Annotated in this window: 17 protein-coding genes; 8 read left to right on the plus strand and 9 right to left on the minus strand. The window is 57.1% G+C overall.

What is annotated here, in order from left to right:
• Nucleotides 1–17 precede the first annotated feature (17 nt).
• From ACMGG9_RS14040 to flhD, 8 genes are all read right to left on the minus strand, one after another.
• Complete coding sequence (locus ACMGG9_RS14040; protein ID WP_103101032.1) at nucleotides 18–1,634, minus strand: methyl-accepting chemotaxis protein; 1,617 nt, start codon at nucleotides 1,632–1,634, stop codon at nucleotides 18–20.
• 75 nt (nucleotides 1,635–1,709) lie between these two features.
• Entirely contained in the window at nucleotides 1,710–3,380 is a 1,671-nt protein-coding gene (gene tsr, locus ACMGG9_RS14045; protein WP_033643534.1) for a methyl-accepting chemotaxis protein, read from the minus strand.
• A 195-nt stretch (nucleotides 3,381–3,575) separates the two neighbouring features.
• Nucleotides 3,576–4,076 (minus strand): chemotaxis protein CheW, encoded by a 501-nt coding sequence (gene cheW / locus ACMGG9_RS14050; protein ID WP_025303271.1) that lies wholly within the window; start codon nucleotides 4,074–4,076, stop codon nucleotides 3,576–3,578.
• A 32-nt stretch (nucleotides 4,077–4,108) separates the two neighbouring features.
• On the minus strand, nucleotides 4,109–6,130 hold the full coding sequence (gene cheA, locus ACMGG9_RS14055) for a chemotaxis protein CheA (RefSeq protein ID WP_046896583.1): 2,022 nt from the start codon (nucleotides 6,128–6,130) through the stop codon (nucleotides 4,109–4,111).
• Nucleotides 6,127–7,191 carry a flagellar motor protein MotB gene (gene motB, locus ACMGG9_RS14060; protein WP_033643536.1) on the minus strand — a complete coding sequence of 355 codons (1,065 nt, stop codon included), beginning with the start codon at nucleotides 7,189–7,191 and terminating at the stop codon, nucleotides 6,127–6,129. Before motB ends, cheA begins: the two co-directional genes overlap by 4 nt.
• Nucleotides 7,188–8,078 carry a flagellar motor stator protein MotA gene (gene motA, locus ACMGG9_RS14065; protein WP_047025446.1) on the minus strand — a complete coding sequence of 297 codons (891 nt, stop codon included), beginning with the start codon at nucleotides 8,076–8,078 and terminating at the stop codon, nucleotides 7,188–7,190. The genes motB and motA overlap by 4 nt, the downstream gene beginning before the upstream one ends.
• A gap of 145 nt (nucleotides 8,079–8,223) precedes the next feature.
• Complete coding sequence (gene flhC / locus ACMGG9_RS14070) at nucleotides 8,224–8,808, minus strand: flagellar transcriptional regulator FlhC (protein ID WP_016927281.1); 585 nt, start codon at nucleotides 8,806–8,808, stop codon at nucleotides 8,224–8,226.
• A complete protein-coding gene (gene flhD / locus ACMGG9_RS14075; protein WP_033643537.1) occupies nucleotides 8,808–9,158 on the minus strand; it encodes a flagellar transcriptional regulator FlhD in 351 nt (116 codons plus the stop codon). Before flhD ends, flhC begins: the two co-directional genes overlap by 1 nt.
• Nucleotides 9,159–10,515: 1,357 nt before the next feature.
• Here flhD and ydgT point away from each other — a divergent pair.
• From ydgT to ACMGG9_RS14090, 3 genes are all read left to right on the plus strand, one after another.
• The gene (gene ydgT, locus ACMGG9_RS14080; RefSeq protein ID WP_004934895.1) at nucleotides 10,516–10,731 is read left to right on the plus strand and encodes a transcription modulator YdgT; all 216 of its coding nucleotides are present in this window, start codon (nucleotides 10,516–10,518) and stop codon (nucleotides 10,729–10,731) included.
• Nucleotides 10,732–10,928: 197 nt separating this feature from the next.
• On the plus strand, nucleotides 10,929–11,348 hold the full coding sequence (gene uspC / locus ACMGG9_RS14085) for a universal stress protein UspC (protein ID WP_033650858.1): 420 nt from the start codon (nucleotides 10,929–10,931) through the stop codon (nucleotides 11,346–11,348).
• Nucleotides 11,349–11,433: 85 nt separating this feature from the next.
• Complete coding sequence (locus tag ACMGG9_RS14090; RefSeq protein WP_033650857.1) at nucleotides 11,434–12,465, plus strand: NADP-dependent oxidoreductase; 1,032 nt, start codon at nucleotides 11,434–11,436, stop codon at nucleotides 12,463–12,465.
• 35 nt (nucleotides 12,466–12,500) lie between these two features.
• On the opposite strand, the gene pcp is transcribed toward ACMGG9_RS14090, so the two are convergent.
• Nucleotides 12,501–13,148 carry a pyroglutamyl-peptidase I gene (pcp, locus tag ACMGG9_RS14095; protein WP_033650977.1) on the minus strand — a complete coding sequence of 216 codons (648 nt, stop codon included), beginning with the start codon at nucleotides 13,146–13,148 and terminating at the stop codon, nucleotides 12,501–12,503.
• 97 nt (nucleotides 13,149–13,245) lie between these two features.
• Here pcp and ACMGG9_RS14100 point away from each other — a divergent pair, with 97 nt between their 5' ends.
• The 5 genes from ACMGG9_RS14100 (at nucleotide 13,246) to ACMGG9_RS14120 (ending at nucleotide 21,356) form a co-directional block, all read left to right on the plus strand.
• Complete coding sequence (locus ACMGG9_RS14100) at nucleotides 13,246–14,178, plus strand: LysR family transcriptional regulator (protein ID WP_033643541.1); 933 nt, start codon at nucleotides 13,246–13,248, stop codon at nucleotides 14,176–14,178.
• Between the two features lie 513 nt (nucleotides 14,179–14,691).
• Nucleotides 14,692–17,064, plus strand: coding sequence for a type VI secretion system Vgr family protein (locus tag ACMGG9_RS14105; RefSeq protein WP_232097549.1), 2,373 nt, complete (start codon nucleotides 14,692–14,694; stop codon nucleotides 17,062–17,064).
• A 13-nt stretch (nucleotides 17,065–17,077) separates the two neighbouring features.
• Nucleotides 17,078–17,563: a hypothetical protein gene (locus ACMGG9_RS14110; protein WP_033650855.1), complete on the plus strand. Its 486-nt coding sequence runs from the start codon at nucleotides 17,078–17,080 to the stop codon at nucleotides 17,561–17,563.
• A 197-nt stretch (nucleotides 17,564–17,760) separates the two neighbouring features.
• Nucleotides 17,761–20,292: a DUF2169 domain-containing protein gene (locus tag ACMGG9_RS14115; RefSeq protein WP_047025443.1), complete on the plus strand. Its 2,532-nt coding sequence runs from the start codon at nucleotides 17,761–17,763 to the stop codon at nucleotides 20,290–20,292.
• Nucleotides 20,289–21,356 (plus strand): pentapeptide repeat-containing protein, encoded by a 1,068-nt coding sequence (locus ACMGG9_RS14120; RefSeq protein ID WP_033650853.1) that lies wholly within the window; start codon nucleotides 20,289–20,291, stop codon nucleotides 21,354–21,356. Before ACMGG9_RS14115 ends, ACMGG9_RS14120 begins: the two co-directional genes overlap by 4 nt.
• The last annotated feature ends 28 nt before the right edge of the window (nucleotides 21,357–21,384 follow it).

A 21,384-nucleotide genomic window follows, 5' to 3' on the forward strand; every position in this document is an offset into this window, starting at 1 on the left:
CGTGCTGTTTATGCGGTTTAACAATCTTGGGCTTCCTTTACCACGGGTGAAACTGCGTTGTTGCTGTTACCTGGCGCGACGACGTTATCGTCCGCCAGACGGAATACCGCGACCGCGTCGGCCAGGGTAATGGCCTGCTCTTCCAGCGCGGTGGCGGCAGAAGCGGACTCTTCCACCAGCGCGGCGTTCTGCTGGGTAACCTGGTCCATCTGGGTCACCGCCTGCGTCACCTGTTCGATGCCGCGGCTTTGTTCATCCGAAGCCGACGCGATCTCGCCCATGATGTCGGTCACGCGAGTCACCGAACGCACAATGTCCTGCATGGTGGCGCCGGAGTTTTCCACCAGCACCGAGCCGTGTTTGACGCGGCTGACCGATTCGTCGATCAGCACCTTGATCTCTTTCGCCGCCTGCGCGCTGCGGCTCGCCAGGTTGCGCACTTCACCGGCGACCACCGCGAAACCCCGCCCCTGTTCGCCGGCGCGCGCCGCTTCCACCGCCGCATTGAGCGCCAGAATGTTGGTCTGGAAGGCGATGCCGTCGATCACGCTGGTGATGGCGCCGATTTTCTGCGAACTGTTGGCGATATCGTGCATGGTGGTGACCACGTCACCGGCCAGTTCGCCGCCCTTGGCCGCGGTGGCCGAGGCGTCACGCGCCAGCTGAGACGCCTGCCGCGCATTGTCGGCGTTCTGTTTCACCGTCGCGGTCAGCTGTTCCATGCTGGCGGCGGTTTCTTCCAGCGACGCGGCCTGCTGCTCGGTGCGGGAAGAGAGATCGTTGTTGCCTTCGGCGATCTCCTGTAGGCCGATCAGAATCGACTCCGTCCCGTCGCGCACCGCGCCGACGGTGCCGATCAGCGACTGCTGCGTGCGTTGCAGGCTGGCGAACAGCATGCTGATTTCATTGCGGCCGTACACCTGAATCGGCGTCGCCAGATCGCCGGCGGCGATGCGTTCAAAGTGGCTGCGGATTTGGTTCAGCGGCTGTATCAGCATGGTGCGCAACCACCACATGGCGCTGCCGGTCACCACGATCAGCATCAATACCGCCCCCGCCAGCATCAGGCCCGCCAGCGTGAAGGAGAACTGATTAGCGTCTCTGGCCTCGCTGATGTCACCGTTCACCAACTGCAGGTACTGCACGAAGTCGGCCTCGAACAGGTCCTGGGTTTTCTGCGTCGGCTGATCCATAAACGCCTGCAGCTCGCCCTTTTCCAGGAAGCCGATCAGCTCGCGCAGCGCGCCGCGCAGCCGCTCGTAGCTGGCCTTGGTGGTGGCCGTCTGCTGGTTCTGCTGTTCACTGCTGCGTTCAACCGCCATAAACTGATTGAAATAGAGATCGGCCTTCTGCAGCGAACTGCGGGCGTTGCTCATCAGCTCGTTCACCTGCTCCTGCGGCAGTTTCAGCGCCGCGCGGGTGCCGGCGCGGTTCAGCGTATTGCGCGCCTGCAACAGCGACACCCAGCTCAGGCTAAGCGAATCGCGCTGCTGGCTGCCGAGGGTGATGATGTCGAGGTTGTGGTTATCGGAGCGAAACGCGGAATACGACAGGCCGCTGCTGGCCAACTGCAGAACGCAGAAGGTCATCAACAACAGGAATAAGCTGGTAGAGATACGGATTCGGTTAAACACTTGAACCTCCTTGCAGCCGGCCGGCGACCGGCCTACGTAGGGAAAAGGGCCTCTGCGAGAGAGGCCCGATACCGGTCAGAACGTTTCCCAGTTATCCTGCAGATCGCTGGCGTTCATTTTCTTATGATTGATTACCGGTGTTACCGTCGCCTTACTGGTGACAGGCGCTTTAAATTCTTCCTGGCCTTCCTGCCTCAGACGGAATACCGCTACCGACTGGGTCAGCATGCTGGCCTGTTCTTCCAGCGCCGCCGCCGCCGAGGCGGATTCTTCCACCAACGAGGCGTTCTGCTGGGTGACGCGGTCCATTTCCGCCACCGCCTGGCCAACCTGATCGATGCCGCGGCTCTGCTCGTCCGACGCCGAGGCGATTTCGCCCATGATGTCGGTCACGCGGGTGACGGCGTTGACGATGTCGCCCATGGTTTCCCCGGCGCTCTCGACCAGCACGGAACCCATATCGACGCGGCTGACCGAATCTTCGATCAGGCCTTTGATCTCTTTCGCCGCCTGTGCGCTGCGCTGCGCCAGGTTACGCACTTCACCGGCCACCACCGCGAAGCCACGGCCCTGTTCGCCGGCGCGCGCCGCTTCCACCGCGGCGTTCAGCGCCAGGATGTTGGTCTGGAAGGCAATGCCGTCGATCACGCCGGTGATATCGGCGATCTTCTGCGAGCTGCCGGCGATGTCATGCATGGTCTGCACTACGTTAGCCACGACCTTGCCGCCTTTCTGCGCGGTTTCAGAGGCGCTCAGCGCCAGTTGCGAAGCCTGACGCGCGTTTTCGGCGTTCTGTTTCACCGTCGCGGTCAGTTGTTCCATGCTGGCGGCGGTCTCTTCCAGCGACGCGGCCTGCTGCTCGGTGCGGGAAGAGAGATCGTTGTTGCCCGCGGCGATTTCGGACGCGCCGCTGTAGATGGCGTCTGCGCCCTGGCGCACGCCGCTGACGGTTTCAATCAGTTCGCCTTGCATGTGTTTCAGGCTGGCCGCCAGCACGCCCATTTCGTTGCGGCTGTTGACGACGATCTGCTGAGTCAGGTCGCCGGCGGCGATCTGTTTGATGTGCTCGATCATGCGGTTCAGCGGACGCACCAGGATGTGATGGATACCGGTCCAGACCAGTACGATCACCGCCAGCACCACCACCAGGATCACGATCAGCGTCCAGATGGCCGAGTTGTATGAGCTGTTGCTGCCGTCGACCGCGATTTGGTACAGCTTGCCGTTTTGCTCCAGGTAAACGTTGTAGCTCTGCTCAAAGTTATCCTGGTAACTCTGCGTAGGTTGATCGAAGAACGCGTTGATTTTGCCTTCGCCCAGCAGTTGGATCAGCTCGGAGAGCGCGCCGTACAGCACATCGTACTGATGCTTGAGACGTTCCGCCGCCTGAGGATCCTGACGCGGGTCCTGAGGGATTTTCTCGTACGCGGCGTAGTGTCTTTCCGCTTCGCCCAGCTCTTCCTTCGCCTTGGCCAGCAGTTCATCAATGGTGGCGCCGCTGCCGATCTTGTTGGTATCCATCATGTAGCGAATACCGGCACGGTTCAGTGAGTTGCGCGCCTGCAGCAGGTCAACGCGGCTTTCGCTCAGCTGCAGCTGCTGCTGACGAATAGTTTGCAGGACGGTAAAGTTTTCCTTATCGCTTTTCAGCGAGGAGAAAAAGAGTCCGCCCGAAATCAACTGCAAGGCGCCAAACAGCACCAACACCAGCAACAGGCTGGTGACCACCTTCATACGATTTAACATGATTTCCCTTGTTGAAGCCCGCGCAGACAGGCTCTGATGACGTTGAATGTGAGAGTTATCGGCGCAGCGCGGCAAAACTTTATGCGGGAAAGTAACTATTTTTAGTGGGGGTTCCGGGCGCGGCGGGCGGCATCGCGACAGGTCAGGGAACGTGAAGGTTGAAGGGGGCAGCGCCCTGCCCCCTTGAGTCTTGGATCAGACGCTTTTCGCCACGCTGTCGACCAGCGACATCTCTTCGCTGCTCAGCAGCTTTTCGATATCCACCAGGATCAACATGCGCTCGCCCAGCGAACCGAGGCCGGTGAGGTATTCGGTCGCCAGGGTCACCGCGAACTCCGGCGCCGGACGGATCTGCTCGGCGGTCAATGACAGCACGTCGGAGACGCCGTCAACCACGATGCCCACCACGCGCTGGCCAAAGTTCAACACGATCACCACGGTGTTCTCATCATAGGAAACGCTCTGCTGGGAGAATTTCACCCGCAGATCGATGATGGGAACAATCACGCCGCGCAGGTTGGTGACGCCCTTGATGAACGCCGGGGTGTTGGCGATGCGGGTCACCTGATCGTAGCCGCGAATTTCCTGCACCTTGAGGATGTCGATGCCGTACTCCTCGTTGCCCAGGGTAAAAATCAGAAACTCTTGCCCTACCGTTTCGCCAGCCAATTTGCTGACGGCTGCCAATCCTGCCATATCATTCACCTTTTAAATCAATAAACTCATTATTATGCGGCGGCGTCCGTCAGACGCTTTTCACGGTTCAAGGTTTGCAACGCCGAGACATCGACGATCAAGGCCACGCTGCCGTCGCCCAAAATGGTCGCGGCGGAAATGCCCGGCACTTTGCGGTAGTTGCTTTCCAGATTCTTCACCACCACCTGATGCTGGCCAATCAGCTGATCCACCAGCAACGCATAGCGGCGGCCGGCGCTTTGCAGGATAACGACGATGCCCTGCGTGGCGTCGGTTTTGGCGCCTTCCACTTCGAATACCCGATACAGTTCCACCAGCGGCAGGTATTCGCCGCGCACCTGCAGCACGCGCTCGCCGCCGGCCAACGGATGCAAATCCTCCGCCTGCGGCTGCAGCGATTCCATCACCGCGTTCAGCGGCAGAATAAAGACTTCGTCGTTCACTTTGACCGACATGCCGTCGAGGATCGCCAGCGTCAACGGCAGCAGAATGCGGATGGTGGTGCCTTTACCGGCCTGCGAACGGATCTCGACGTGGCCGCCCATCTCCTGAATATTTCTTTTCACCACGTCCATGCCGACGCCGCGGCCGGAAACGTCGGTCACCTGCTCGGCGGTGGAGAAGCCCGGCGCGAAGATCAGCATGCCGACCTCTTCGTCGCTCATGCTGTCGCTCACCGCCAGCCCTTGCGAAGCGGCCTTGGCGAGAATTTTTTCGCGGTTCAGACCGGCGCCGTCGTCGATGACCTCAATACAGATGTTGCCACCCTGGTGTTCGGCCGACAGCACCAGATTGCCCACCGCCGATTTACCGGCGGCGATGCGGGTAGCCGGCTCTTCGATACCGTGATCGAGGCTGTTGCGCACCAGGTGCGTCAACGGGTCGATAATCCGTTCGATCAGGCTCTTATCCAGTTCGGTCGAGCTGCCCTGCAGCGTCAGCTCCACCTGTTTGTTCAGCTTGCCGGCCAGATCGCGCACCAGACGCGGGTAGCGGCTGAAGACGTATTCCATCGGCATCATGCGGATCGACATCACCGATTCCTGCAGATCGCGTGCGTTACGCTCCAGCTGGCTCATGCTGTTCAGCAGATCGCCGTGGTTCACCGGATCCAGCGTGCCGGAGCGTTGCGCCAGCATCGACTGGGTGATCACCAGCTCGCCCACCAGGTTGATCAGTTGATCCACCTTTTCCACCGCTACGCGAATGCTGGTGGATTCGCTCGCCTTGGCGCGCGCTTTCGGCGCTTCCGCCGCTGCGGCCGCCGGTTTGGCGGCAGGCGGCGCAGCGCTGGCGATCGGCGCTGGCGCCGGTTCCGGCGCAGCGACCGTCTCCGGCAAGTTCGCCTCCGCGACGGCCGGCGCGCTTTGCGTCGGCGTCGAGAAGCTGATTTGTTCCGGTTCCAGCACGAAGCACAGCACGGCGCTGATGTCGTCTTCGCTGGCGGAGGTGAGCAACGTCACGTCGAGGCTGTGTTCCGTCTGATGCGGGTCTTTAACTTCGCCGAGGTTGCCCAGCTCTTCCAACATCAAGGGGATTTCACTGGCTTTCAGCCCGTTCAGGCTGATGCGCATGCCGCCTTCGATCGCCGCCGGCGCGGCCGATGGCTGAGCGACCGGCTGCTGAACGGCGGGTTGAGCCGCAGGCGCCTCCTGCTGCTGTTGCGCTTCCAACGCCAGCTGACGCAGCGCCTGGCAAATGTATTCAAAGCTTTCAGCGTCAGGCTGTTGCGAGGTTTTATAGGCGTCCAGTTGCTCCTGCATAATGTCTTTGGTTTCCAGAAACAGGTTGATAATCTCGGTGCTCAGGCTCATTTCCTGGCGTCTTGCACCGTCCAGCAGGTTCTCCAGCAGGTGGGTGGTTTCCTGCAGCACCGAAAAACCAAAGGTCGCCGCGCCGCCCTTGATCGAATGCGCCGCGCGGAAGATGGCGTTCAACGGCTCGATATCGGGGGCCAACGGATCCAGCTCCAGCAGGTGTTGCTCCATGTCGGCCAGCAACTCGTCCGCCTCATCAAAGAAGGTCTGATAAAAATCGCTAATGTCCATGCTCACGGGGTCACCTCTGGCTGTGAGTCGCGGTTAGTCGGTGCGGGTGCGGCCGCCGGTGGTTCCGGCGCCTGGTCGGCCGGGGCTATCGCCGGGGACGCCTGCGGTGGAGCGTTCGGCGTTGGCGCCGCGGGTTCCGGGGCTGTCGTCGAGGATTCCGGCGTTTGGCTGGCCGGCGCGGTCGCCGACGGCGCCAGCTGCTTCAGGCTGTCCGGCTGGGCAATATCCAGCGCGTTGCTTTCGGCATTTTCGTGCTCGATGCCCTCTTGCGTTTGCTTGTTCAACACCAGCACGGTGATGCGGCGGTTAATCGCATCATCGGCGCCATGCTGTTTCAGGCTCATGGTGGCCGCCATGCCTACCACCCGCAGCACTTTGCCTTCCGCCAGGCCGCCGGCGATCAGCTCGCGACGCGACGCGTTGGCGCGATCGGCCGACAGTTCCCAGTTGCTGTAGCCGCGTTCGCCGGTGGCGTAAGGGATGTCATCGGTGTGGCCGGACAGGCTGATTTTGTTCGGCAAGTCGTTAAGGATCGGCGCTATCGCGCGCAGAATATCGCGCATGTAGCTCTCGACCTGCGCGCTGCCGGTTTTGAACATCGGCCGGTTCTGGCTATCGATAATCTGGATGCGCAGCCCTTCGTCCATCATGTTGATCAACAGATGTGGACGCAGCGCCTTCAGGCGCGGATCGGACTCAATCAACTCATCCAGCTTTTCGCGCAGCTTGTTCAGGCGCAGCTCTTCGGCGCGCGAGTCCGGCGAATCGACCTGTTTTTTCACCAGGCCATGCTGTTGCGTTGGATCGTCGCCGCCGCCAGGAATGGGGCTGCTTTCGGAACTGCTCTTGTCGCCGCTGGTCAGGGCAACCTTGAGCGGCGTGCGGAAGTATTCGGCGATTTGCGTCAGCTCCTGCGGGCTGGCGATCGCCAGCAGCCACATCACCAGGAAGAACGCCATCATCGCCGTCATAAAGTCGGCATAAGCGATCTTCCAGGAGCCGCCGTGATGGGCGGCATGATGCGACTTGCGCTTTCTGACCAAAACGACCGGATGATTCTGTTTCATGCTTCTTCTTCTTCCGTCACCTGCTGCGCCGGCGCTTTCACGCGGCGCACGTGTTCTTCCAGCTCAACGAAAGAAGGACGTTCGGTGGTATACAGCGTTTTACGGCCGAACTCGACCGCGATCTGCGGCGCGTAACCGTTCAGGCTCGACAACAGCGTGACTTTGATGCACTGCATCATCTTGACGTTTTCGGCGCTCTTCTGACGCAGCAACGTCGCCAGCGGCGAGATGAACCCGTAGGCCAACAAAATGCCGAGGAAAGTACCGACCATGGCGTTAGCGATCAGCGCGCCCAGTTCAGCGGCCGGACGGTCAGCCGAAGCCAGGGCGTGCACCACCCCCATCACCGCCGCGACGATGCCGAACGCCGGCAAGGAGTCGCCCACCATCGCCAGACTGCCGGCGGGCACTTCGCTTTCCTGCTCGTAGGTTTCGATCTCTTCGTCCATCAGCGCTTCGATCTCGAACGCATTCATATTGCCGCTCACCATCAGCCGTAAATAGTCGGTAATGAACTCCACCAGGGTGTTATCGGCAAGGATGCGCGGATAATTAGAGAAAATTTCACTTTCTTGCGGATTATCGATATCGAACTCGAGCGACAGCATGCCCTGCTGACGCGATTTGGCCAGCAGACGGAACAGCAACGCCATCAGATCCATATACAGATCTTTGTTGTATTTGGAACGGCGCATCAGGCGCGGCAGGGCGCGCAGCGTCGCTTTGATCGCCTTGCCGTTGTTGCCGACGATGAAAGCGCCGACCCCCGCCCCGCCGATAATCAGAAACTCCGCCGGCTGATAGAGCGCACCGAGATGACCGCCCACGATCAGGTAGCCGCCAAACACCGCACCCAATACCACGAGATAACCCAAAATAACTAGCACACGCATTCCTTAAATTAACAATGTGGATGGAAGGTGGGGCAAACGCGCCCTGGCGCGACAGACCAGGCTGCATGTCTGGGGGCGGCATGCCGCCCCTGCGTATCACACGTCGGTATTCATTGCCGAGAGCCGGCAACGTGGCGGCTCAAATGGCGCGTTTGACCTGCTCGTCCAGCAGTTGAGGAATAATATCGGCCAGTTGCGGCGAAAGTTTACGTCTTTTTACGGCGCGGGATGGGGGTTGGCATAAACTGCAGATGAAACCGTTCAGCGGCTGGTGCGCGTGGGTGATAAATGCGCCGCCGCAGCAGCTGCAGGCGGAGAGCTGCAACATGCCGCTGTCGACGAAGCGCACCAGCGTCCAGGCGCGGGTCAACGCCAGCAACGGCGCCTCGCCGGCCTGCTGCGGGCACTGCTCCAGGTAGAGGCGATAGGCTTTGATCACCGCTTCCACCCCGCTGCACTGTCCGCTTTTCATCAGAAACAGGTAGGCGTTATAAAACATCGAGGAATGAATATTCTGTTCCCAGGTCATAAACCAGTCGGTTGAGAACGGCAACATTCCTTTTGGCGGCGGGCTGCCGCGCAACTCCTTGTAAAGTTTAATCAAGCGCCCGCGGCTGAGCTGGGTTTCACTCTCCAGCATCTGCAAACGGGCCCCCAGCGAAATCAGCTCCATGGCGAGCTGAATGTCCTTGGCTTCTTGAACAATGCTTTTCTCAACCATCATCAGGCTCTTTTCTTCGTCGGGCTAGCGTCTTTACTCGATAGCTCTTGCAGTAAATGGCTTGATAGCAAAATGCCGGTATGGATTTGTTGCAGATCGTCGACGCGCGACTCTTTAGTCAGGCGTTCGATGGTCTGGTGATCGTTAAAGCGGAAGTGGCAAACCAGCTGGTTGGTCTCGGCCAGTTTGACCATTTGCGGCAAAGTCAGCTGCGCCAACGCATCGGCCATGGTCTCATCAATACCAAGGCGGAACATCGCGGACGCTTTTTCATCGTTGATCAAACGCTGTGCTAAAAGTAAATATGACAAATTGATGTCATAAATATGCTTAAGTAATTCAGACGTACCCATATTCCCCATCCCGACAGACTATGTTTAAAAACATACGCTGGGTGATAAATTTTATCGCCCGTGACCTGGGTTGTTTCCCAAAGTTGGCAAATTAATCTCTCAAAAACGACTGCTATAATTTTCGCCAATCGCTAAATTCGACCACTGTTCAGTATTTGCTACGAGCGTAAACCAACGTGTATGGATGTACAGCATTCTGCTTCGATAGTGTTTAGTCACCATGAAACTATTTTTACAAATTTAATAAGATTATTCCTAAAGCAGCGCAACTCTACCCCCGAACCATTAGCACACACAATGTAAGTGAGAGGCAATTTTAAATACAATGTGACATAGATCACAAAAATAAAAAATAATTAAGCCAAATACCCCTAAATTCGCACATTTTATGACCCGCATTTTGCTCACAAAATCGCCTTAGGTAAAAAAACGTCTTAAAAACAATGTTTATCAGCCAAAAAATTATCTTTTTTAGATCAATTCGAACAAAACCATCACCAAACCAAAATAACAGAACAAAAATCTGCATATAGGCAACAATCTTAGTATAAATAACCATTTGAGCCGCTAAAAAATATCCGAGGTGAAAAATAACCAATGTAAACTATAAGGTTATTAGCTATCGGATTTGACTTAAACCCTCCGCAGAGAGTTGTTCTAATTTTCAACATCAGGTGATTATGGCTTATCAATGATTCGCTGGCGTAGTGAACAAGCCAATAGACGTAACGATATGTTTCCGTATTAGCGCGGCGCAAGAATGGTTTTTTAACATTAAATTGCCCCAAAACGACATATCGGCAGCACATCCTAAAGCTTTAGCGTTTTTTTATTTCTTTTTTGCCGGCGCATTAATTACCACGCCGTTCCAGACGTTATTAAAATTCCCGCGCCCCATCGTTTCATTGCAATAAAATAAAACGCAGTTTTGTTTTACTTGCCATAATCGCGCAGGCCAAACAGGCGTAGTTTCAATGCCGACAGCGGCAACATACATCGCCTCGTGCTGCGACCGCCCTCCGGACAGGTGAAAAAAACGCCGCCAAAGGAGAGCGAGCACGGCTTCGCGCGCTTGCACGCAGCGGTAACGTCGACGCTTAAGCTTCTCGTTCGTGACGCATCGCCCTGAGACTTTCCCTATTTCTTCATTTATCAGCAGGATGAGATTGCTGATGGCGCACTTGCATATTATGATTTATCCCAGCGCCGCCACGGGCGGCGTCACATTATTACCCAGTGCAATTTATTCACTTGAAATGATTTTTGTCAGGTCGTACATCGCTGCCTCGACGGCGTCGCCGTGAGCCGCTATGTGTTATTCACCCGGCTTTAACTATTAACAGGCTATATTTTAATCATGACCGATACGCTCGAATATCTGCTGACATTCCGTAAATGCTCCTCTTTGGACAGCCTGGAGAAGGTGTACGACAAACTGAACTATTCCATTGAAAACGATACAGAAATGAGCAATATGTACCGCGCTGCCGACCACCGTCGCGCCGAGCTGGTTGCCGGTAAATTGTTCGATCTGGGCAAGGTGCCGAAAACGCTGTGGGCGCAGGTGCTTTAATTCAGTGAAATTACGTGCGGCAACGGTTTTATCTTTTATTGCTATATAACCGGAGCAAACTCAGCTTTTATTGCCGCGCGTGATGCGAAACACATTTATTCCCCCCGCCAGGTTCTACCCTTTATCCGAGCGCAGCATTTCATCCAAGGCCCCGACGCGGCAGCCTGAAACACGACGGATGCAACAAGGAGTGGAATATGGGGTATCAAAACGTTCTGGTTACCGTCGCCGTCGCGCCTGACAGCCATCGTCTGGTGGAAAAGGCCGTATCTATCGTCCGCCCCTACGGCGGCAACATCACCCTGTTAAGCACCCTCGCCAATCCGGAAATGTACAATAATTTCGCCGGGCCGATGCTGGCCGATTTGCGCACGCTGATGGAAGAGGAAACCCGGCTGTTTATGGAGGAACTGCGCCAACGCGCCGGCTACCCGATCGCCGATACCCTTATCGTGCATGGCGAGCTTGGCGACAGCCTGGAATTCGCCAGCCGCCGTCAGCCGTTCGACCTGCTGCTCTGCGGCAATCACCGCGACAGCATGATGAACAAAGTCTCCTGTTCCGCCGCCCGCTTCATCAACATCAGCCATATCGACGTGCTGATCGTTCCGCTCTGAGGCTAAGCACATTCGGTAACGTTGCCTTGGCGCCCCTGGACTAGGCTTAACGAACCTTGTTTGTCGCAACACAAAGGAGCTTTCGATGTCCCCTTCTCAACAGAACCGCCGCTTTCTGCTGGCCTCGCGTCCGCACGGCGAACCGACGGCGGCGAATTTCCGCCTCGACACGGTCGCCGTGCCGCAACCCGAGGCCGGCCAGCTGCTGCTGCGTACCGTATATCTGTCGTTGGATCCTTATATGCGCGGACGCATGAGCGATGCTCCCTCCTACGCGCCGCCGGTGGAGATCGGTCAGGTCATGGTGGGCGGAACGGTCTCTCGCGTGGCGGCCTCACAGCATCCCGATTTCAACGTCGGCGATTGGGTGTTGGGCTATGACGGTTGGCAGGATTACGCGCTGTCCGACGGCAGCGGCCTGCGCAATCTCGGCCCACACTTGCCGCACCCTTCCCGCCTGCTCGGCGTGCTGGGCATGCCCGGTTTTACCGCTTACATGGGGTTGCTCGATATCGGCCAACCGCAGGCGGGTGAAACGCTGGTGGTCGCCGCCGCCAGCGGCGCGGTCGGTTCAGTGGTCGGCCAAATCGGCAAACTGAAAGGCTGCCGCGTCGTCGGCGTTGCCGGCGGTGCGGACAAATGCCGCTATGTGGTGGAAGAGTTGGGTTTCGACGCCTGTATCGATCACCGCGCCCCCGACTTTGCCGAACAGCTGGCCGCCGCCTGTCCGCAGGGCATCGACATCTATTATGAGAACGTCGGCGGCGCCGTATTCGACGCCGTGTTGCCGCTGTTGAACGCCAAAGCGCGCATTCCGGTCTGCGGCATCATCGCCCATTACAATGCCACCGGGTTACCCGCCGGGCCGGACCGCTTACCGTTGCTGGAAGGGCTGATCTTGCGTAAACGTATCCGCATGCAGGGCTTTATCATCTTCGACGATTACGGTTCACGCTTTGATGAATTCCTGCAACAGATGAGCAGCTGGGTCGAGCAAGGAAAGATCAAGTTCCGCGAGGACATCGTCGATGGGCTGGAGCAGGCGCCGCAGGCCTTTATCGGCCTGCTGCAGGGCAAAAACTTCGGCAAACTGGTGATCCGCGTCGCTGACGAATAACGCGCATCAGGGCGTGGCGTGCCACGCCCTGCTTGTCAATGCACGGCACCGTCGCCGAATTGCACATCTTCCTCTACCGTGAGCGTCACCTGCACGAGAGTGCGCACCGCTTCCACCATCGTCGCCAGCGCCATACTCGGCTTGCCCGGATGCGCCGCCGCCAGTTCATGGCTGTACGGAATGTGCACGAATCCGCCCCTGGCCCGCGAATGCTGCGTCTCCAGATAGTGACGCAGACCATAAAAAATATGGTTGCAGTTATAGGTGCCCGCCGTGTAAGAAACGCCCGCCGGGATCCCCTGCCGGCGCAGTTGCTGCACCGCGGCCTTGACGGGCAGCGTACTGAAATAGCCCACCGGCCCGCCGGCAACCACCGGCACGTCAATCGGCTGTTTACCGGCATTGTCGGGAATGCGGGCATCGATCAAATTGATGGCTACCCGTTCCAGGGATATTTCGGCTCGGCCGCCGGCCAGCCCCAGACAGATCACCGCCAGCGGCTGCAATGCCTCAATCGCCGCGATCAGCTGCTGGTTGGCCACGCCCAATACGCACGGCAACTCGAGCACCGCGATCTCCGCGCCGGCGATACGCTCTCCGGCCAATGCCTGCGCGACCTGCCAGGAAGGGTTCACCGCGTCACCGTCGAACGGCTCAATGCCGGTGATTAACACTTTGTTCATCATTTCCCCTGATTGAAAGCTAAATACGTGTGCTACCAGCCTAGGGAACGCTGTAAGATTCTGGAAATGGATTATCTGTATATAGAGTATTCATAAAATGAATTTAGCCAACGTCGATCTCAATTTGCTGGTAGTGTTTGAAGCGCTGTATCAGACTCGTAACGTCACCGCCGCAGGCCGGCGTCTTAACCGCGCGCAACCTTCCGTCAGCAATGCATTGGCGCGACTGCGCATTCTGCTCAACGATCCGCTGTTTGTCCGCAGCGGCGGCGGCATGGCGCCCACGCCGCGCGCCCACCAGCTTATGCCGCAGATACAGCGGGTGCTTGAGCAAATCCATCTCGCGCTGGCGCCCCCTGCCCGTTTCGATCCGGCCACCGCCGGGCAACGGCGTTTTACGCTGGCCGCCGGCGACTATGCCGATATCTTGCTGCTGCCCGCCATCATCAGCCGTTTGCGTCAGGCGGCCCCCGGCATCGATATTCGCGTTTCGCGTCTGGATCGCCGCAATATTTACCGTCAGTTGGATAGCGGGGAGGTGGATGTCGCGCTGGGAGGGCATCTTTCCGGGGCAGAAAGTCACTATGTGCGCACGTTGTTTGAAGAGCATCTGGTCTGTATCGCCAGCCGTTCACACCCGCAATTGGCAGATGGCCGCTGGGATCTGGCCCGCTACCTCAGCCTGCCGCACGGGCTGTACGCGCCGGCTGACGACGGCTCTGCCAGAGGCTTGGTCGACCGCCGCCTGGCGGAAATCGGCGGCCAGCGGCGCGTCGCCGTGACCTTTTCACACATTGTCGCCCTGCCGGCGGTGGTCGCCGACAGCGATCTGATCGCCACCCTGGCCGCCAGCGTGGCCCGGCGTTTTTCCGATCCTCAACGCGTACGCATTCTCCCGCTGCCTGAGGAGTTGGCCATCGCGCCTTTCCCCATTGAGCTGATCGCCGGCCGACAGGCGCAACGCGACCCGGCCTTAATCTGGCTCTGTGACCTGATAAGCCGACTTTCCCTCGATCCCCTTCCGCGCTAACCGCATCAATTGCTGCTTTATCAACCATTCAGACTCACCATCGGAGGCCCGCACCGCGGGCTTTTCACGCAGGCCAAATAGGAATCATCCGAATTAACATTCGGTAAATTTATATATTTGATCATCTTTAACTAACGAATGGTAAGGATAAAAAATACTCAGTGACTTTTTTCACGGAAAAAAAGAGTTGTTTTATAAACACGTTGACTTAAGTGTTACAGATTTATTATTTGGTATTACCATTTTCCCAATAATTTTGGATAAAAAAAGATCTTCTCGTATCCATATGTTTTAGATAATAAAAAACCAGATCGTGAGCGAGTTAACGAATTGAGCATTGATCCACAAGGCTATTTTGCAAATGCAGAGCTCTATTGTAGACTGCACAAATCGTGCCTTTGTGTAAACTTTGTTAAATCTTTCGTCAGCCCCTGTCTCAATTCGTGACAGATACGCCATCGGGATCGCGCGTCAAATCTCGTGCGGTAGCTATGCCTAAACCGGGGATATAGTATGGATCGCCTTATCATTGCGCACACACCTTTGCCCGCCCATCAGCTGTTGTTCAGAAGCCTTTCCGGTGAGGAAAGATTGGCCGGGCTGTTCGAGTTCGACGTCGAGCTGCTCAGCCCTGACAATCGCCTCGATCTGAAAGCGCTGCTGGGACAAAAAATCACGCTGGAGCTGCGGGGCAACCCGATGGCCCCGCGTTATCTCAACGGCAATATCACGCGTATGACCCTCTCCGGACGAGAAGCCGGCGGCAACCGCTACTATATCTACCGCGCCGTGCTGCGCCCCACGCTGTGGTACCTGACGCAAAACCGCGATTTTCGCATCTATCAGGAAAAGACCGTTCCCGACATCCTGACCCAGGTGCTGGGGCAGTATCAGGTGAAGATCGATAACCGTCTGAGTTACGACTACCGCATCTGGGGGTACTGCGTGCAGTACCAGGAGAGCGATTTCGATTTCATCAGTCGTCTGATGGAACATGAAGGCATCTATTACTATTTCACGCACCAGCAGGACGGCCATACGCTGGTGCTGGCCGACGCGCCGGCGGCGCATCAGGAACTCGCCGGCTATGCCAGCATCCCCTATCAGCTGGCGGAAGGCGGTCTGGTGGAAAACAAGGACAGCATCAACAGCTGGAGCGTCTCGGACGCCATCACGCCCAGCCTGTATAGCCTGGATGACTACGATTTTCGTAAACCGCGCGCACGGTTGCTGGAGGCCCGGCAGAATCCCGCCTCGTTCGCACAGGACAAAGCCGAGGTGTTCGACTGGCCCGGGCGTTATACCGATCACGCCCACGGCCAGTTTTACGTCAAGGTGCGCCAACAGGAGTTCGAAGCGCAGCATGAGCAGATGAGCGGCGAAGGCAGTTCGCAGGGCATTGCGCCCGGCTACCGTTTTCAGCTGATCCAGGCGCCGCGCATGGAAGACAACCGCGCCTATCTGGTGGTCAGCGCGCGTTACTTCATGCAGGAAAACAGCTACGCCAGCAACGATAACGACGTTGGCGAGCAACATACCGAATTTCAGGTGGTGCCGGCGGACATCAACTGGCGCCCGGCGCGCACCACACCCTGGCCGAAAACCCATGGCCCGCAAACCGCCGAAGTGGTTGGCCCGGAAGGCGAAAGCATCTGGACCGATAAATATGGCCGGGTGAAACTCAAGTTCCGTTGGGATCGCCACGGCAGCGGCAATGAAACCAGCTCCTGCTGGGTGCGCGTCTCCAGCGCCTGGGCCGGCTGGAAATACGGCGGGATCCAAATCCCGCGCGTGGGTGAGGAAGTGGTGGTCGACTTTATCAACGGCGATCCGGATCGCCCCATCATCACCGGCCGCGTTTACAACGAAGACAGCATGCCGCCCTGGGATCTGCCCGGCGACGCCACCAAAATGGGCTTTATGAGCCGCAGCAAAGGCGGCGGCGTCGACAACGCCAGCTTCCTGTTCCTGGAAGACTCGCCCGGCAACGAATCTTTCGACATGCACGCCGAACGCAACATGAACATGACGGTGGAAAACGACAAGAACGTCAATATTGACGGCAGTCGTTTCACCCGCATCGGCAAGACCCAAGACCATCAGGTTATCGGCAATGCAACTTTCCTCTTCGGATCAATGCGTAATACCACCGTGACAGGACCTGAAACCGCCACTTTTAACAGTGGGCAACAGGTGGGGATCAAAGCCGGGCGTAAATTCACCATTCACGACGGCGGCGATAACGTCAACATCACCGGCGATCAAACCATTCTGCTGAAGGGCAATCGCCACCATACGATTGAAAACAAGCAGACCCAACTGATTAAGCAAGGCCAAGACACCACCATCGAGCAATATGGCCAGTCCACGAAAATCGAAACCGGCGATAAGAAGCTGGAGATTACCAGCGGAAACCAGAGCACCAAATTGGCGGGCGGCAACAAGAGCCTCGATATCACCGGCAACCTGACCTCCACCGTCAGCGGCGAAGAAACACGCTCTCAGAATAAATTAACCGTCACCACCGCCACAGACTACGTGCAGAAAGCATCGAAGATTAAGATCGCCACTGTCGATGGCGAAGGCCCCAGTGGATCGGATATTTACATCCACGGCAACAAGGTGACGGTAAAAAGCGACAGCGAGCACATTATCATCCGCCCCAAGAACATGACCTGGACCAAGTGGTTGGATGTCGGCATCAAGACTGGCGCGGCATTCTCCATTACCGGCGGGCTGACCGTCGATGTTAAAACCGCAGCAGTAGTGAAGTTCGAACCTCAGTTCATCTTGTATAAGAAAGGTCCGGAAGCCGATTTCAACGATCTGAAAATGACTTATTGTTCCATTAGGCTCGCGATTGCGATCCTGACATCTATTTCATAAGGAAAGCGTCACGATGGGTTCGTTTATTGACTTTGCGACACAGGACAGTCTCTGGGGTAAAATCGTCTTTACCCTGTTCGGCATTTTGGTGGGTGGCGTGCTGATCGCCGCGATTTGCAAAAATATTTTGCCGGCAAATAAACCTCTGTCTTTCCCTGCACGTCTGCTCATCTTTGTCGTGCTGATGCTAGCGCTCCTTAAATACAACCAGTACGTGATGTCGGCGGTGAATTACCCTGCAGAGTTGATCGGTTTCCTAATCCTTCCCGGTTTCCTGATGGTGTACTTGGGCGTCACCACTCCCGGCGGCGCGCTGTCCCTGATGGGAGAGCTTGGATGCTTCGCTTTGCTCGCCGCGTTGCTGGTGTTGGCATCCGCCGCAGTAGGTTTCTTCGCCCCCTATCACCTGGAGAGCGCGGTGCAATTTGCAGCCAAGGCAATCGCTGCCGCGCTGTCCGTAGCGACAGTCCTGCTGGTTCGCAAAGGGCTATCTATATAACTATTTATAATCACTTGCATTTTTATCTTACTCGTCGTTTTTATTTGGGGAGCGTTACCTTCCCCTGAATCCAACCGCGGGTGAATATTTTCATCTGATGTGACTTTGCCTGATATCCAATAAAGCGAAAAACGGGATTGTTTTTGTGCGGCGCAACATGTTGCCCGCAGGTATCTACCGGAAGCCTTGCACACACAATGAAAGTCGTAAAACCTTTGCGTCTGAGCACGCTTCATCGCCCCTACCGTTGGCAGGGGGAAAATTATCTGGGCGTTTCCGTTTTGGCGTTAGCCGACATGGGGGCGTCCCCACGTCTGCGCCCCGAGCCTGAACTATGGCAACTCGCCAGCGAAGAGCTGACCTTGAGCGGCGGCGTGCTCGATCTCGCCTTTCCTAAAGCCTGTGCAGAATTTCTTGCCACCGGCTACGCCTATACCCATCATCAAGCTGATAAAACCGCTTGTGCGGTTAAAATCCAGTTGGATACGCTGGAGAAAACGCTGGTGGTCTTCGGCGATCGTCACTGGATCAATGATCGCCCCTCATCCCCACTCCCCTTTGATGAAATGCGTCTGGATTGGAGCCGCGCTTTCGGCGGCCCGCAATGGGTTGAAAACCCGCACGGCCTTGGCGCTAACCCAGAAACACTTCCACGGGGTTCTCGCTGTCCCCTCCCCAATATCGAACCGCTGCACAATCGACTGAGCTCGCCGCGCCAGACTGCGCTCCCCGTCAGCTTTGACGCGTTGGACATCAATTGGCCACGCCGTTTCAGCCGCATCGGCAAAAAATACGACGCCAACTGGCTGCAAAATGAGTTCCCAGGGCTGGCCAGCGATACTGATTGGCGCCTGTTTAATATGGCGGATCACGATCAGCAATGGCCGCAGCGTGATGCACTTCCGAGCGGCGCCACCTATCGTATTTGGAACATGCATCCGCAGATCCCCTGCCAACAAGGACAGCTACCAACGTGGATAGCCCGCTGCTTTATCAACCGGCTGCGACACGGCGAACCCGAGATCGAAGAAATCGCCATGCGGCACACGACAGTCTGGTTCTTTCCGCATCGCCAACAGATGTTGTTGATTTATCACGGCAGCGTACGTATTGACGAAGACGACGCCGCTGACGTTCTGCACCTTATGCCGGCGTTAGAACTGTCCGGTGCCGCTCGCTCAGCCAATCATTATCGCAAGGTATTGCGCCAACGCAGCGATACCGAGAAAGGCGGTTTATTCGCCTTTCGCGAAAAAGAGCTGGTGCCTGAATCGGCCATCGGCCCCTGGTTGGATACGAAGCAAACGACAGAAGAAAGCCCGGCGGTGCGCAACCTCACTCGTTATCAGCAACACCTGCAACAACACTATCGCGATCGCCGACTCTCGGAAGGTCAGGACATCGATGAAGCACTTCCCCCGACGGAACGCCCCGCATTGGATGAGTTGCCCGACTATGTCGAGCGTCTTGAACAGGAGGCTGAGCAAAGACAACAGGCTCTGTATGACGAACTGCGGGCCCAGGGGGTTGATCCTCAAAGCGTCGTCGAGGCGCCGCCGTCAAGCAGCGGGCATGAAAATTTCCAGCAGATGCGGGATCTGCTCTACCAACATAGCGATCCCGCCGATCGTCGCCGCCTGGAAGAACAGGAACAAGCGCTGTATCAGGCCTACCTGATGACCGCACAATCACAAGGCCCTGCGCTGCGGCTGAGTGGCGACTTAGCGACGATCATACGTAACCGCGCGATGGCCACCCAACGCGGCGATAAAAACTTTAGCGGTATCGATCTGACCGGCGCCGATCTTTCCGGTTTGGATCTCACCGGTGCAGACTTCAGCCGTTGTCTGCTGGAAAACGCCAATTTCAGCGGTTGCCGTCTCGACCATGCTAATTTTGAACAAGCGATGTTGGCGCGTGCAGACTTCACCGGCGCCCGCCTGCAAGGGGCTAACCTGAATCACGCCTCCCTGGCGTTGGCTCACTGTGAGAACGCTGACTTTTCTCATGCAACCCTGGTGGAAACCAATATTCAGGAAACGCTGTTCAAAAACTGCAATTTCACGGGAAGCAGACTGGAGCAGTTGGCGGGATACCGCACTTTTATGACGCAATGCAATTTCTCCCAGGCCACGCTCTGCGTCATCACGATGATGGCTTTGACATTGAGCCAGCTGAAATTTCATCAAGCCAAGCTGGAGAAAGTGACGTTCATTCGCTGCCAACTCGAAGGGTTCGACTTCAGTCATGCTCGGCTTGATACCTGTTCGTTGGTCGAAACCCGTGCGGAAGGCTGCTCATTTCAGGGGGCCAGACTGCAAACATGCTCTTTTGTCGCACAAAGCGCGATGCCCAGAGCGAACTTCAGCGAAGCGACGCTCAAGCAATGCAATTTGCGTCAGTTACCGCTGCATCAGGCCTGTTTTCGTCTTGCACGGATTGATAACAGCGACTTCTCCGAGGCCCAGCTCACTGCCGCCAACCTGCAGAAAGCGAACGGCAATGGCAGCTTGTTCATCCGCTGCGACTTCAGCAACGCCGATCTGACTAACGCCAGTTTTGTCAGTGCAGTGATGCAAAAAAGCCTGTTCAGCGGCGCCGATTTACGCGGCGCTAATTTGTTCCGCGCCGACCTGTCGCAATCGCGGATTGACGGCTCAACAAAAATTGATGGTGCTTATACCCGACAAACAAAAACGCTGCCTCGCACCGTTCAGGAGAAATTATGACGCTTGAAGCAGAAAGCGTTCGGCAGCAAATAGAGCGCGGTGAACCTCTGCAGGAATGTGACATCAGCCATTTGGATCTGCGCGGTTGGGACCTGTCCGGCGTAATTTTTTCACGAGTCAATCTGCAAGGTATAGATTTCAGCGGATGCAATCTGCAGGAGACCACCTTCAGTGAATGCTGTCTGGATCGGTGCTGTTTCGCCCGGCAAACCTTGCATCAGACCACCTTCAATCAGTGCGCCCTGGCGGGGGCCGACTTCACAGAGTGCCGGCTGGAACAAAGCATTTTCAATGAATGTCGGCTTAACGATGCCAGTTTCAAGCAGGCCGTGCTCGACCAAACGCAATTTATGCGCTGCCCACTCGAATGCGGTGATTTTGGCGCGTCAATCCAGGATCGCGTGACCTTTTACGAAACGGCATTACAGCAGGTTAACCTGGCTCAAAGTCAGTTGTCACTTGTCACCTTCTTTCGTCTTGACCTTCGTAGTACTGATTTAAAAGGCTGTTCGTTCGACCGCGTCACGTTTTTCGAATGCGACCACCGCGGCAAAAGTTACGCCGGGCAGCGCCTGATCGCCTGCCAGTTTACCGATAACCAATTGGACGACGTCGACTTCAGCCAGGCGACGCTGCGCCAAAGCAACTTCAAGGGCGCTTCGCTGCGGCGCGCCAACCTGACGGGCGTGCAGGCGCAGCAGTCGCTGTGGCTGGAGGCCAACCTGACTCAGGCGCAGTGCCGCAGCGGGCAGTTCGATCAGGCGATTTTCAGCGAAGCGACGCTGGACGCCGCCAACTTCAACCAGGCGCGTCTGTATCAGGGCGTGTTCCAGCACAGCCGCGCGGCGCGCTGTGATTTCAGCGACAGCGACCTGACCTACGCCGATTTTTGTTATGCCGACATCGGCGCCGCCGATTTCCGGCGTGCGCGCTTCATGCGCACCCGCATGCACCGCGCCCACCAGCAGCAAACGCGCTGGGGCGACCGCAGCGGCATTCTCGAGCGCGACGAAGAGCTGTACGCCGCCGAAATCTGGAGCGCACAGCGCCAAAGCCGCATTTGAACGTATTGACCACTTCACGAGGGGATCA

Origin of the sequence: Serratia sp. BNK-10 (genome assembly GCF_047456065.1) — a bacterium.
GTDB lineage: Bacteria > Pseudomonadota > Gammaproteobacteria > Enterobacterales > Enterobacteriaceae > Serratia > Serratia ureilytica.